This is a genomic window from Streptomyces sp. NBC_00461 (genome assembly GCF_036013935.1).
Taxonomy (GTDB): Bacteria; Actinomycetota; Actinomycetes; order Streptomycetales; family Streptomycetaceae; genus Streptomyces.
In genome coordinates this window covers 2,314,243-2,327,561 of sequence record NZ_CP107902.1, presented here as the reverse complement: position 1 = coordinate 2,327,561, position 13,319 = coordinate 2,314,243, and the positions used below count along the sequence as shown (strand labels likewise).

The 13,319-nt window shown below is 71.4% G+C and carries 13 protein-coding genes and 1 pseudogene; 8 read left to right on the top strand and 6 right to left on the bottom strand.

Annotation, left to right across the window (positions count from 1 at the left end; genetic code table 11):
• Positions 1 to 7: 7 nt before the first annotated feature.
• The 3 genes from OG870_RS11130 to OG870_RS11120 all read right to left on the bottom strand — a co-directional run bounded on the left by OG870_RS11130 (position 8) and on the right by OG870_RS11120 (position 2,862).
• On the bottom strand, positions 8 to 1,459 hold the full coding sequence (locus tag OG870_RS11130; protein ID WP_327690837.1) for a peptidoglycan D,D-transpeptidase FtsI family protein: 1,452 nt from the start codon (positions 1,457 to 1,459) through the stop codon (positions 8 to 10).
• A 140-nt stretch (positions 1,460 to 1,599) separates the two neighbouring features.
• Positions 1,600 to 2,070 carry a GNAT family N-acetyltransferase gene (locus OG870_RS11125; RefSeq protein WP_266512041.1) on the bottom strand — a complete coding sequence of 157 codons (471 nt, stop codon included), beginning with the start codon at positions 2,068 to 2,070 and terminating at the stop codon, positions 1,600 to 1,602.
• A gap of 18 nt (positions 2,071 to 2,088) precedes the next feature.
• Positions 2,089 to 2,862 carry an IclR family transcriptional regulator gene (locus tag OG870_RS11120; RefSeq protein WP_266512039.1) on the bottom strand — a complete coding sequence of 258 codons (774 nt, stop codon included), beginning with the start codon at positions 2,860 to 2,862 and terminating at the stop codon, positions 2,089 to 2,091.
• Between the two features lie 121 nt (positions 2,863 to 2,983).
• Here OG870_RS11120 and OG870_RS11115 point away from each other — a divergent pair, with 121 nt between their 5' ends.
• Both OG870_RS11115 and OG870_RS11110 read left to right on the top strand, forming a co-directional pair.
• The gene (locus OG870_RS11115; protein WP_266512036.1) at positions 2,984 to 4,513 is read left to right on the top strand and encodes an aldehyde dehydrogenase (NADP(+)); all 1,530 of its coding nucleotides are present in this window, start codon (positions 2,984 to 2,986) and stop codon (positions 4,511 to 4,513) included.
• Positions 4,514 to 4,581: 68 nt separating this feature from the next.
• The gene (locus OG870_RS11110) at positions 4,582 to 5,190 is read left to right on the top strand and encodes a DUF1349 domain-containing protein (RefSeq protein WP_266585584.1); all 609 of its coding nucleotides are present in this window, start codon (positions 4,582 to 4,584) and stop codon (positions 5,188 to 5,190) included.
• A gap of 232 nt (positions 5,191 to 5,422) precedes the next feature.
• On the opposite strand, the gene OG870_RS11105 is transcribed toward OG870_RS11110, so the two are convergent.
• Positions 5,423 to 6,790: an MFS transporter gene (locus OG870_RS11105; RefSeq protein WP_266512031.1), complete on the bottom strand. Its 1,368-nt coding sequence runs from the start codon at positions 6,788 to 6,790 to the stop codon at positions 5,423 to 5,425.
• Between the two features lie 70 nt (positions 6,791 to 6,860).
• Here OG870_RS11105 and OG870_RS11100 point away from each other — a divergent pair, with 70 nt between their 5' ends.
• The 6 genes and pseudogenes from OG870_RS11100 to OG870_RS11075 all read left to right on the top strand — a co-directional run bounded on the left by OG870_RS11100 (position 6,861) and on the right by OG870_RS11075 (position 11,976).
• Positions 6,861 to 7,856 (top strand): GlxA family transcriptional regulator, encoded by a 996-nt coding sequence (locus OG870_RS11100; protein WP_327690835.1) that lies wholly within the window; start codon positions 6,861 to 6,863, stop codon positions 7,854 to 7,856.
• Positions 7,853 to 8,359: a GNAT family N-acetyltransferase gene (locus OG870_RS11095; protein ID WP_327690834.1), complete on the top strand. Its 507-nt coding sequence runs from the start codon at positions 7,853 to 7,855 to the stop codon at positions 8,357 to 8,359. The genes OG870_RS11100 and OG870_RS11095 overlap by 4 nt, the downstream gene beginning before the upstream one ends.
• A 68-nt stretch (positions 8,360 to 8,427) precedes the next feature.
• The gene (locus OG870_RS11090; RefSeq protein WP_266512023.1) at positions 8,428 to 9,153 is read left to right on the top strand and encodes a DsbA family oxidoreductase; all 726 of its coding nucleotides are present in this window, start codon (positions 8,428 to 8,430) and stop codon (positions 9,151 to 9,153) included.
• A gap of 60 nt (positions 9,154 to 9,213) precedes the next feature.
• Positions 9,214 to 10,302, top strand: coding sequence for an aminotransferase class V-fold PLP-dependent enzyme (locus tag OG870_RS11085; protein ID WP_266512021.1), 1,089 nt, complete (start codon positions 9,214 to 9,216; stop codon positions 10,300 to 10,302).
• Between the two features lie 40 nt (positions 10,303 to 10,342).
• Positions 10,343 to 10,948 carry an RNA polymerase sigma factor gene (locus OG870_RS11080; protein WP_327690833.1) on the top strand — a complete coding sequence of 202 codons (606 nt, stop codon included), beginning with the start codon at positions 10,343 to 10,345 and terminating at the stop codon, positions 10,946 to 10,948.
• Positions 10,949 to 10,972: 24 nt separating this feature from the next.
• Positions 10,973 to 11,976 (top strand): annotated as a pseudogene (locus OG870_RS11075) (maleylpyruvate isomerase family mycothiol-dependent enzyme).
• 30 nt (positions 11,977 to 12,006) lie between these two features.
• Here OG870_RS11075 and thpD read toward each other — a convergent pair.
• Positions 12,007 to 12,897 carry an ectoine hydroxylase gene (gene thpD / locus OG870_RS11070; protein ID WP_327690832.1) on the bottom strand — a complete coding sequence of 297 codons (891 nt, stop codon included), beginning with the start codon at positions 12,895 to 12,897 and terminating at the stop codon, positions 12,007 to 12,009.
• 7 nt (positions 12,898 to 12,904) lie between these two features.
• Positions 12,905 to 13,315, bottom strand: coding sequence for an ectoine synthase (locus OG870_RS11065; protein WP_266512001.1), 411 nt, complete (start codon positions 13,313 to 13,315; stop codon positions 12,905 to 12,907).
• Positions 13,316 to 13,319: the final 4 nt, after the last annotated feature.

Below are 13,319 nucleotides of genomic sequence, written 5' to 3'. Positions count from 1 at the left end.
ACCGCGCTCAGTTCTTGAGGGCCGCCTCCATCATGGCCTTGGCCACGGGGGCGGCCAGGCCGTTCCCGCTGACCTCCGAGCGGGCCGCGTTCGACTGCTCGACGAGGACCGCGACGGCGACCTCCTTGCCGCCCGCCTTCCCGTAGGACGTGAACCAGGCGTACGGGGTCTTGCTGTTGTTCTCGCCGTGCTGGGCCGTGCCCGTCTTGCCGCCCACGGTCACGCCCGGGATCTGCGCGTTCGTACCGGTGCCCTTCTCCACGACCGTCTGCATCGCGGACTGCAGTTGCCGGGCCGTCCCCGAGCTGACGATCTCCTTCGTGCTCGCGTCGTCGTCGTAGTTCTTCAGCACGTCACCGCCGCTGTCGGTGATCTGGGAGACCATGTGCGGCGAGACCAGCTTGCCGCCGTTCGCTATAGCGGCCGACACCATGGCCATTTGGAGCGGGGTCGCGGTGACGCTGTACTGGCCGATGCCCGTCAGAGCGGTGGAGGACCTGTCCATGCCGGAGGGGTAGACGCTGGTGTAAGCCCGCACCGGCACATCCTGCTCCTTGTCGTTGAAGCCGAACTTCTCGGCCATCGCCCTCACCTTGTCCTGGCCCAGGCTGACGGCCATCCTGGCGAAGACGTTGTTGCAGGAGTACTGCAGCGCGGTGCGGATCGAGGCGTTCTCGCAGGGCGCGCTCGGGTTCTCGTTCGACAGCTCCCTGGTGGTGCCCGGCAGGGTGTACGGGTCGGGGCTCGTCGTTTTCTCGTCCACCGACGGGTACAGCCCGTCCTCCAACGCCGCCGCCGCGACGACCAGTTTGAACGTCGAGCCCGGCGGCAGCGGCTGGCGCAGCGCGCGGTTGGTGAGCGGCTTGTCCGCGTCGGCGTTCAACTGCTTCCAGGCATTGCCCGCCGTGTTGGCGTCCGTCAGCGACGACGGGTCGTACGAGTGCGTCGACACGACCCCGAGAATCCTGCCGGTCCTCGGGTCGATCGCGACGGCCGCGCCCTTCTTGTCGCCGAGCGCGTCGTACGCCGCCTTCTGCACGTCCGGGTCGATCGTCGTGACCACGTTGCCCGGATCGGCGCGCTTGCCGGTGACCGTGTCCATCACCGTGTTGAGGCGGCTGTCCGTGCCGTCGAGGAGATCCTGGTAGATGCCCTCCAACTGGGTCGGCGCGTAGGCCTGCGAGGCGTAGCCCGTCACCGCCGCGTACAGCTTGCCTTCCTTGTACGTGCGCTTGTACTTGAGGTCGCTGTCCTTCGTCGCCGCGGAACCGGTGATCGAGTCTCCGGCCACGATGATGTTCCCGAGCGGCTCCGCGTACGTCTTCATCGCGTTGCGCCGGTTGTCGGTGTCGTCCGCGAGGGCCTTGCCGTCGTAGAACTGCACCCATGTCGCCCTGAACAGAAGAGCGAACACGAGCAGCAGTGTGAAGACGGAGGCCCGCCTGATCGTCTTGTTCATCCCGCTCAGAAAGACGAGCGGAAGGGCCCGAATCGTTCCCGTCCGCCCCGACTTCTCATCGGGTGTTCATGAAGCCGGCCCACGTCCTGCACGGCGACGATCCGTCTCCGCCGGACGGGGGAGAGGCCCTCGTCCTGGCCTCACCCCTCCAGCGTCAGCACGACCTCGTCGATCTCCTCGCCGCGTGCGTTCGCGAACCCCGACGCCCGGGCGGTGAGCCGGAAACCGCACTTCTCCAGGACCCGCCGCGAACCGGCGTTGTCCGCCGCGGCGCGCGCGTACAGCGGGCGCTCGCGCACCTCGGCCAGCAGCTCCCGCAGCGCGGCCGTGGCCACGCCCCGCCCCCAGTACGCGCGGTCCACCCAGTACGTGACCTCGCGCTCGCCCGGATCCCCGTACACCGCCGCGCTGCCGACCACGTCGCCGTCGGCCAGGATCGTCCGCGCGACGTCGTCCGACGCCCGGATCCGTTTCCAGAGGGATGTGAAGGCGTCCCAGTCGGCCGGATCCTTCGGAGTGAAGGCGGCCATCCGCTGGGCCTCCGGATCGTTCATCTGCCGGAAGAAGACGGGCAGATCACTGTCGTGGGTCTCGCGGAGAACGACATCCATGGGGCCGGAGCCTATGGGTCAGAGCCTGCGGGTCGCCAGGGTCAGCCGGTCCCGCGCGTCGAACAGCGCGTCCTTCACCAACTGCTCGTGCGCGGGAGTCAGCCGCGCCACCGGAACCGAGCAGCTGATCGCGTCACGCGCCGGAGTGCGATACGGGATGGCGACTCCGAAGCAGCGCAGGCCCAGGGTGTTCTCCTCGCGGTCCACGGCGAAACCCTGGTCCCGGATCTGACGCAGCTCCTCGATGAGCTTCTCCCGGTCCGTGACGGTGTTCTCGGTGAGCGCCGGGAGCGTCTCCGGGAGCAGCTTGCGGACCTGCTCGTCCGTGTACGTGCTCAGCAGCGCCTTGCCCAGCGAGGTGGAGTGCGCGGGCAGGCGGCGGCCCACCCGCGTGAACGGGCGCAGATAGTGCTGCGACTGGCGGGTGGCCAGATACACGACGTTCGTGCCGTCCAGGCGGGCCAGGTGGATGGTCTCCGTGGTGTCGTCCGACAGCCGGTCGAGCGTCGGCCGGGCCGCCGCCACCACCTCGTCGCCGTCGATGTACGACGTGCCGACCAGCAGCGCCCGCACCCCGATGCCGTACCGCGTGCCCGTCGCGTCCGTCTCCACCCAGCCCAGCTCCACCAGGGTGCGCAGTAGCATGTACAGGCTGGATTTGGGATACCCGACGGCTTCCTGGACCGACGCCAGGGAGTGCATACCGGGGCGACCGGCGAAGTACTCGAGCAGTTCAACGGTCCGTACCGCGGACTTGACCTGCGCCCCGCCGCCTGTCTCGGCTACCGACATCGCCCTTGACCCCTTCGTTCGACGGGAAATAGTCTCCAACAGCATATTCATCATCAGAGACAGCGTTCAGTATATCGAACGGGCCTGGTGAATGACCCAGATATACCTGGAGGGACCCGCGGTGGCAGCAGCACCAGTCTGGAGTGTCGACCCCCGTACCGGGAAGCAGCGTGAACAGGTTGCGGTGGAGGCCACAACCCAGGAGGTGGACGCCGCTGTCCGGGCCGCGCTCGCGGCGCGCGGCGCGCTCGCCGACCGTGCGGTGCGCTCGGCCTTCCTGCGCACCGCCGCCGAGCAGCTCGAAGCCGCGAAGGACGGGCTCGTCGAGACCGCCGACGCGGAGACCGCTCTCGGCCCGGTCCGCCTCACCGGCGAACTCGCCCGCACCTGCTACCAGCTGCGGGCCTTCGCGGACATCGTCGACGAGGGCGCCTTCCTCGACGTGATCATCAACCACCCGGACGGCACGGCGACCCCGCCGATCCCGGACCTGCGCCGCTACAAGGTGCCGCTGGGCGTCGTCGCCGTCTACTCGGCATCCAACTTCCCCTTCGCCTTCTCGGTCGCCGGCGGCGACACCGCGAGCGCGCTCGGCGCGGGCTGCCCGGTCGTCGTCAAGGCCCACCCCGACCACCCGGCCCTGTCCGAACTGGTCGCCAAGGTGCTGCGCCGGGCCGCCGCCGCGCACGGCATTCCCGAGGGCGTCATCGGCCTGGTCCACGGCTTCGAGGCGGGCGTCGAGCTGGTCAAGCACCCGCTGGTCTCGGCGGCCGGCTTCACCGGTTCCGTACGGGGTGGCCGTGCCCTCTTCGACGCGGCCGCCGCGCGTCCGGTGCCGATCCCGTTCCACGGCGAGCTGGGTTCCCTGAACCCCGTGGTCGTCACCGAGGCCGCTGCGGCGGAGCGTGCGGAGGCGATCGGCACGGGGCTCGCCGGGTCGATGACCCTGGGCGTCGGACAGTTCTGCGTGAAGCCCGGCCTGGTGCTCGCTCCGTCCGGTGCGGCGGGCGACCGCCTGGTGAAGTCCCTGACGGACGCGGTGAGTGACACCGAGGCGGGGGTCCTGCTGGACCACCGCATGCGCGACAACTTCATCGCCGGAGTCGCCGAGCGCACCGAACTCCCCGACGTGGACTCCCCGGTGACGCCGGGCGCGGGCGGCGAGCACACGGTGAGCGCGGGCTTCCTCACGGTGTCGGCGGACAAGCTGGCGCAGGAAGGCCAGTACGACCTGCTCCTCGAGGAGTGCTTCGGGCCGGTCACGGTCGTGGCCCGCTACGAGGACGAGGCCGAGGTCCAGGGAGTGCTGTCGCGGCTGCCGGGCAACCTCACGGCGACGGTTCACCTGTCTTCGGAGGAGGCGGCCGGCGAGGGCCGCGGCGCGGAACTCCTGGCCGAGCTGACCCCGCTCGCGGGCCGTGTCCTGGTGAACGGCTGGCCGACGGGTGTCGCGGTCGCGGCCGCCCAGCACCATGGCGGTCCGTACCCGGCGACCACGTCCACGTCGACGTCCGTCGGCGGTACGGCGATCGAGCGCTGGATGCGGCCGGTGACGTACCAGACGGCACCCGAGGCGATCCTGCCGCCCGAGCTGCGCGACGACAACCCGCTGGGGCTGCCCCGCCGCTTCAACGGGCGCCTGGAACGCTGACGGGCAGGGGCGCGGTGGATGCAGCCCCGCGCCCCTTGGCCCGCACATTCGACTGAGAGACTCGGTGGATGGACGTCGAACTTCCCGAACTGCCCTTCTCCCTCCGCACCTACGGCCCCGACGGGCACTGGTCCTACGAGGACGGGATCCTCAGCGGATGGGCCGGGTCCCGGCAGGACCGCTTCGTGCCGCCCACCGACGAGGCCCTGGAGCCCGCCTCCGACGCGCCTCGCCTGCTCGGGGCGCCCGAAGGCGACTTCCAGCTGATCGCCCGGGTCACGGTCGGGTTCGCCGGGGCCTTCGACGCCGGGGTGCTGTACGTCCACGTCGGCGAGCGGGCCTGGGCCAAGCTCTGTCTGGAGTACTCCCCGGACGTCCCCACCGTCTGCACGGTGGTCACCCGGGGGCACTCCGACGACGCCAACTCCTTCAGCGTGGACGGCAGTTCGGTCTGGCTCCGAGTGAGCCGCACCGGACGTGCCTTCGCCTTCCACGCCTCCCGCGACGGCAAGCACTGGACCTTCGTCCGGCTCTTCACCCTGGGCCCGGAGAAGGAGACGGGCGCCGCCCTGGTCGGCTTCATGACGCAGTCGCCGATGGGGGCGGGGTGCGTGGTGACGTACGACCACATCGAGTTCAGGGACAACTGGCCGGCGGACCTGAGAGACGGCAGCTGACTCAGCCCGTCGGTTTCTTCGGAGCCGCCGGCCACTGCAACTCAGCCTGTCGGTTGTTCGGGGACGTCGGCGGCTGCAACTCAGCCTGTCGGTTCTTCGGAGCCGCAGGCCGCTGCAACTCAGCCCGTCGGTTCTTCGGGGACGCCGGTCGCTGCAATTCAGCCCGTCCGGCGTTTGAGGACGAGGCCCCTTCAGGGCCGAAGCGGGGGTCTGGGGGCGGCAGCCCCCAGCACTACCGCAACCGAGACGTAGCCGCACCCGTCAGCACGAGCGCCCCCGCACTGATCACCAACGCCAACCGCATCCCCTCCGCGAACCCCCCGGACACCAGCGTCCCGAAGACGGCAATCCCAAGGCCCCCCGCCACCTGCCGCGCAGCGTTGAGCACACCGGCCGCCAGCCCCGCCCGCTCCACCGCCACCGCATCCATCATCACGGCGGTCAGCGGCGGCACCGCCAGCGCGCACCCCAGCGCCAGCGGCACGAGCAGCACGGCCACCAGCACGGAAGACGTGCCGGCGTCGACGTACAGCAGGACGAGCAGCCCTACGACCGCCAGCGCCTGCCCCACCAGCATCGGCAGCCGCGCGCCGTAGCGCCCCGCGAGCTTGCCCGCCACCAGGTTCGTCACCGCGATCAGGCCCGTCATGGGCAGGAACGCCAGCCCGGCGCGGAGCGCGGACAAGCCCTGGACCTGCTGGAAGAAGAGCGAGAAGACGAACACCACGCTGTAGAAGGCCACGCTCACCGCCGCTCCCGCGGCGACCGCCACGGCCACCGTCCGATTGCGGAACAGGCCGAGCGGCACGACCGGATGAGGGCTGCGGGCCTCGACCCGCCAGAACACGACGGCCGCCGCGACGGCCACGGCAAGCGCCGCCCACCCGGCCGCGCCACCCTCGATCACCGCGAACGTGAGGGCCGTCAGCGCCACGACCGCCGTCACCTGCCCCGGCAGATCCAGCGGTGCCGGCCGGCGCTCCGAGCGCGGGGCCCGTACCAGCAGGGCCAGGATCAGCGCCCCCAGCGGCAGATTGACGAAGAAGATCCCGCGCCAGTCCCAGGCCGTGGTCAGCAGACCGCCCGCCACCGGACCCAACGCCACCGCCGTCGAACCGCCCGCCGCCCACGTGGCCACCGCCCGCGCCCGCCGCGCCGGTTCGGGAAACGCCTGTCGCACCAGCGCGAGCGAGGCCGGGAGCACCACGGCCGCCGCGATGCCCTGCACCACCCGGGCCCCGATGAGGGCCGCCAGGTTCGGCGCCAGTCCGCAGGCCGCCGAGGCGAGCGTGAAGACCGTGGTTCCGAGCGCGAAGGCACGGCTCGCCCCCGCCCGGTCCGAGAAGGCGCCGGTGGACAGCATCAGCGCGGCGAACGGCAGGGTGTAGGCATCCACCGCCCACTGCAGGCCGGCCATTCCGCCGCCGAGGGAGGAGCCGATCGCGGGCAGGGCCACGTTCACCACGGACGCGTCGAGGCAGATCAGCGCGAAGCCGAGGAGCGCGGCGGTGAGGGTGAGCGCGGGGGAGGGCCTCTTGGGCTGCAACTCGCGTTCTGGGGAGGCGAGTTCATCGCGCCTCGCGATCTGGTTCGTCGTCATGCGTCCATGCTGTGGATCCCCGGCGTCGTACAGTAGTGGCCTGAATGCCATGCATCCGGAGGTTCTGGCCATGTCCGAGGAGCTCGTCCCGCACCGCATCGCGGTGATCGCGCCGTCGCCCGTCTCGATGTTCAACCTGGCCATCCCCGAGCTGCTGTTCGGCAAGGTCCGGGTGGAGGGGCGGCCGGGCTACGAGGTGGTCATCTGCACCGCCGAGCCGGGGCCGGTTCCCACCAGCGCAGGGATCGACCTGTACGTGCGCCACGGTCTCGGGGCCGTGCTGGAGGCGGACACGGTGGTCGTCGCGGGCACCGGTGCGCCCTACGAGCCGGACCCGCGGATCGTGGCCGCCGTGCGCGAGGCGGACGACGCCGGAAAGCGGATCGCGTCCCTGTGCACCGGCGCCTTCCAGCTCGCCGAGGCGGGCCTGCTCCAGGGCCGCAGGGCCACGACGTACTGGGCGCACGCCGAGGAGCTGCGCAGACGGTACCCGCAGGTCGACCTCCAGGGTGACGTGCTGTACGTCCAGGACGGCCCGTACGTCACGGCGTCCGGTTACGCCGCCGGCATCGACCTCTGCCTGCACGTCATCCGCACCGACTACGGCGCCGCCGTCGCCAACGAGGTCGCCCGCCTCACCCTGGTGGCGCCCGTACGGCCCGGCGGCCAGACCCAGTTCGCCCACACTCCGCTGCCGCCCGAGCGCGGCCATGCCTGCGCCGACACCCGCGGCTGGGCCATGCGCAACCTCGACAAGCCCCTCACCCTGACCGACCTGGCCCGCCACGCGGGAGTCTCGGTCCGCACGCTCACCCGCCGCTTCCACGCCGAGAGCGGTGTCAGCCCCCTGCAGTGGCTGCTGCACCAGCGCATCGAGCGTGCCAGGGAACTCCTGGAGAGCACCACCCTGCCCATGGACCAGGTGGCCCGAGCCTGCGGTCTGGGCACGGCCGACTCGCTGCGTGCCCACGTGGTGCGCCGGACGGGTCTGACGCCGAGCGCGTACCGGGTGCAGTTCACCCGGCTGGGAACCGCGATCGCCGAGGGCACGTCCTCCGCTGCATGATCAGAGCGAACCGGACCGTCGACTCCCTGGTGATCAGAACCGCCCTGGCGGCGGAATCCGCGGCCGTCGCCGCGCTGCACGTGCGCGCCCGCTCCACCTACTACCCGGACGGCCTCCCGGACGACGGCCACGACTGGCCGGCCGCCTGGAGCCGGGCCATCGAGCGGCCCGAAGGCCAGGTGCTGTGCGCGGTGCGCGACGCCCGCCTGGTCGGCATCGCCTCGTTCCGCACCGCGGACGGCGCCCCCGCAGAAACGGTCAAGCTGTTCCAGTTCCACGTCGAACCCGACCAGTGGCGCTCCGGCGTCGGCACGGCCCTGCACGCCGCATGCGTCGAGCAGTGGCAGGCCGACGGCAGACACACGGCCGTCCTCGACGTGCACGTGGACAACGAGCGCGCCCAGGCCTTCTACGCCGGCCAGGGCTGGATCCCGGACCCGGAGAACCCGCCGACGCCCGGGGACCATCACCGGTACCTGCGGTATGCGGTGCCCGGGGAATGATCCTCGCTGCTTGAACGTTCATCCACTCGGCGGAGGGGACCTCCGTACCCGTACGAGCTGGAGAGAACATGAAGGTCGAGATCTGGTCGGACATAGCGTGCCCGTGGTGCTACGTGGGCAAGGCCCGCTTCGAGAAGGCCCTCGACGCCTTCCCGCACCGCGACCAGGTCGAGGTGGTGCACCGCTCCTTCGAGCTGGACCCGGGCCGCGCCAAGGGTGACGTCCAGCCGGTGATCACCATGCTCACCAAGAAGTACGGCATGAGCGCGGCGCAGGCGCAGGCGGGCGAGGAGAACCTGGGCACGCAGGCCGCCGCCGAGGGCCTGGAGTACCGCACCCGGGACCGCGACCACGGCAACACGTTCGACATGCACCGCCTGCTGCACCTCGCCAAGGAGCAGGGCCGGCAGGACGAACTCATCCAGGCCCTGTACAAGGCGAACTTCGCCGAGGAGCGGTCGCTGTTCACCGAGGGCGACGAACGGCTGGTGGAGCTGGCCGTGGCCGCCGGCCTTGCGGCCGAGGACGCCCGCAAGGTGCTCGCCGACCCGGCCGCGTACGCCGACGAGGTCCGCGCCGACGAGCGCGAGGCCGCCGAACTCGGTGCGAACGGCGTGCCCTTCTTCGTCCTCGACCGCAAGTTCGGCGTCTCCGGCGCCCAGCCCGCCGAGGTCTTCACCCAGGCGCTGACCCAGGCGTGGGGCGAGCGCTCGCCGCTGAAGCTGCTCGACGAAGGCGCAGCGGGCGGCGCGGAGGCATGCGGCCCGGACGGGTGCGCGGTGCCGCAGCACTGATACGTGCAGGTGGGGGCGGATCTATAAGCACCGCTTAGCGGTACCACGTATAAATCGGCAATGGACTATGACTTCTCCCGGGCTCACAGTGGAGCCATGGAGACGACCTTCGAGAGCAGCGTCCGTGCCGAGTTCGCCCCGAAGAAGACCTATCTGAACACCGCGAGCACCGGGCTGCTACCGGCGCGCACCGTGGCCGCCATGCGCACCGCCGTGGCGGCGGCCGCGGTCGGAGACCCGACCGACATGTTCGCGGACGTCGAGGCGAGCCGTGCCTCCTACGCGCGGCTCGTCGGCGTCCCCGAGCGCCGGGTGGCGGCCGGGGCCTCCGTCGCCGTCTACAGCGGACTGATCGCCGCCTCCCTCCCGGAGGGCGCCGAAGTCCTCACCGCCGAGGGCGACTTCAGCTCCGTGGTGAACCCCTTCCACGTCCGGTCCGACCTCAAGGTGCGGATCGTGCCACTGGAGCGGATCGCCGAGTCGGTGCGGCCCGGCACCGCCCTGGTCGCGGTCAGCGCGGCGCAGTCCGCCGACGGCCGGGTGGCCGACCTGTCCGCGATCCGGGAGGCGGCGCGCGAGCACGGGGCGCGTACGTACGTGGACGCGTCCCAGGCCGCCGGCTGGCTGGACTTCGACGCGGACGCCTACGACTACTCCGCCTGCGTCGGCTTCAAGTGGCTCGTCTGCCCTCGGGGCGTGGCCTTCCTGGTCGTCCCTGAGGACCTCGGGGGACTCACCCCGCTGTTCGCCGGCTGGGTGGCGGGCGAGCACCCCTGGGACGCGTGCTACGGCCCCATCGACGAACTCGCCCACTCCGCCCGGCGGTTCGACGAGAGCCCCGCCCTCTTCTCCTACGCGGGCGCCCGCCACTCCCTCGAACTGCTGGAGGAACTCGGCACGGACGCCGTACGCGCCCACGACCTCGCCCTCGCCGACCGCTTCCGCGCGGGCCTGGCCTCCCTCGGCCACCAGAGCGTCCCCTCCCCCGGCTCGCCGATCGTCGCCGTACCGGGACTCGGGCGCCGCCAGGGCGAGTTGAGTGCCGCCGGGGTGGAGGTCTCCGACCGCGCGGGCAACCTGCGCGCGGCCTTCCATCTGTACAACACACCCGCCGATGTCGACCGCCTGCTGGACGTCCTGTCTCCCTGAACCACTGGCGCGGTCCCGGCCGGGACGCCAGGAAGGGCACGTGGAGTCCACGGGCGGTAACCCCGTACCGCAGCCCGCCGACGCGGAGCTGCACCGGCGGCTGGTGTACGGGGACGAGTCCGCGCTGGCCGAGGTGTACAGGGCGTACGGCCCCCTGGTGCGGCGGGTCGCCGTGCGGGTCACCCGCAGTGCGGCCGCCGCCGAGGACGTGGCACAGGAGGTCTTCGCCCAGCTGTGGAGCAGGCCCTACGCCTACGACGCGGACCGGGGCTCGCTGCGCACCTGGCTGTCCGTGCTCGCCCACCGGCGGGCCGTGGACTGGGTGCGCAGCGAGGCCCGGCACCGCAAGGACGCCGACGCCGACGACTCCGCGCTGCAGGCCATCCCCGACGCCGCCCCCGGCCCCGACGGGACGATCGTCGACCGCGAACGCTCCCTCCGGCTGCACTCGGCCGTCGCCGAACTCCGGCGGCCCCAGCGGGAGGTGGTGCACCTGGCCTACTTCGCGGGCCGCACCTACCGGCAGGCCGCCGTCGAACTCGGCATTCCCGAGGGCACTGCCAAGACCCGTCTGCGCACGGCTTTACGCACCTTGGCCGAGACTTTGGCCGACCCTCCCGACCCGGCGCTGGAAAGGGGCGCATGATGGCCACAGGGAAGGAGGCGGGTAGTGACCACCGAGCATGACGGCGTACGCGACCTGCTGGCCGCCTGGGCCTTCGGCGCGCTGCCTCCCGCCGAACAGGAGACCGTTCCGCGTCACCTGGCCGAGTGCCCGAGCTGCGCGGCGGAGGCGCAGCGGCTGCGCGAGACGATACGACTGCTGGACGGGCCGCCGTCGGACGGCACCGGCGGAAGGCTTCACGGCGACGTCCTGTCCGCCGCCCTGCGCACCCGCCCCGCCGCGCCCCGTGTCGCCGCGCACGCCGCCCCCTATGCCGCGGCCGTCGCCGGGCTCAGGGCGCTGCTGCCCGAGGCTGAGGGCCGCTGGGGCACCCCGGTCGTGCACGACTGGGACGTGCACGCGACCGTCGCCCACCTGCTCGCCGCGGACGAGTCGCTCGCCGGGCGGCTCGGCGTCTCGGCACGCGTGCCGGCCTCCCCGGCGGATCAGGACGCGGACTGGAAGGATGCCTGGAACCGCCGTACCGACGAGGTCATCGCCCGCGAGCACGGCCGTACGCCGGGGAGACGGTCGGCGACTGGGCGGCGCAGGCGGCCGCCCTGCTCGCCGCGCCCGAGGCCCGCGAGCCCGAACTGGCCGCCAGGGCAACGATGTTGATGGGGGTACGGCTGCCCGTGGCCGACCACTTCGTGGTGCGCGCCTTCGAGGCGTGGATCCACACCGACGACATCGGCCGCGCCCTCGGCCTCGCCGTCCCGCCGCCGCCCGCCGAGCACCTGGTGCGGCTGGTGCGGCTGGCCGTCCGCATCCTCGGCCTGGCCCTCGGCCCCACCGCGCCGCCGGTGCTGTTCGCCGTCGACGGCGGCGGGCAGTGGGTGCTGGGCTCGGCGGACGAACCGGTACGGGCCGAACTCGCCCTGGACCCGGTCGACTTCTGCTTCCTGGTCGGCGGCCGCCACGCCCCCGGAGAGGTGCCGCGCCGCACCACGGGGGACGAGGGCGCCGTCCGCGACGTACTGGAGCGGGCGGCGTCACTGTCGTGGCTGTGAAGCCAGTGACGCCGCCCGCTGCGAAGAAGGTCACCGGACGGGTGTGAAGTCCCTCGCCCCGATGAACTCCGGCCGGCGGACGGGTGCCGCGAACGGCTCCACGGCCTCGTTCTCCACGCTGTTGAACACGATGAACACGTTGCTGCGCGGGAACGGCGTGATGTTGTCGCCCGAGCCGTGCATGCAGTTGCAGTCGAACCAGGTCGCCGAACCGGCCTTGCCCGTGAAGAGCTTGATGCCGTACTCGCTCGCCATCTTGGTCAGCGCCTCGTCCGACGGCGTGCCCGCGTCCTGCATCTGCAGCGACTGCTTGTAGTTGTCCTTCGGCGTGGAGCCGGCGCAGCCGAGGAACGTGCGGTGCGACCCCGGCATGATCATGAGGCCGCCGTTGGTGTCGTGGTTCTCGGTCAGCGCGATCGAGACGGACACCGTGCGCATGTTGGGCAGGCCGTCCTCGGCGTGCCAGGTCTCGAAGTCCGAGTGCCAGTAGAAGCCGCTGGCCCCGAAGCCCGGCTTGACGTTGATCCGCGACTGGTGGACGTATACGTCCGAACCGAGGATCTGCCGGGCCCGGCCGACGACCCGCTCGTCGCGCACGAGCTTGGCGAACACCTCGCTGATCCTGTGCACCTCGAAGACCGAGCGGATCTCCTTGGACTTCGGCTCGATGATCGACCGCTCGTCCGCCCGGATCGCCGGGTCGGCGATGAGCCGCTCCAACTCCTGGTGGTAGACGGCGACTTCGTCGTCCGTGATGAGCTGCTCGATGGCGAGGAAGCCATCACGCTCGAACGACTGGAGACCGGTGGCCGGGATCGGGCCGGGAGTGCCGGCGGCGCCCCAGACGACGGGGTCCTGGCGCGCAACGGACACCTCGGTGGCGCCGCGGCTGGGGTAGAGATCGGTGACGGTGGTGGTCATGGTGATGTCACACCTCCTCGGGCTCGGGTTCGGTGAGCAGCGGGTAGATCCCGTTCTCGTCGTGGTCCTCCCGGCCGGTCACGGGCGGGTTGAAGACACAGATGCAGCGGAAGTCCTCCTTGATCCGCATCGTGTGCCGCTCGTGCCCATCGAGGAGGTACATGGTGCCGGGCGTGATGGTGTACTTCTGCCCGGTCTCGTCGTCGGTGAGTTCGGCCTCGCCCTCGACGCACACGACGGCCTCGATGTGGTTCGCGTACCACATCGACGTCTCCGTACCCGCGTACAGGATCGTCTCGTGCACGGAGAAGCCGACCCTCTCCTTGGCGAGGACGATGCGTTTGCTCTCCCACGTGCCGGACGCGGCCTTCACATGGCGGTCGGTGCCTTCGATGTCCTTGAACGAGCGGACGATCACGGTG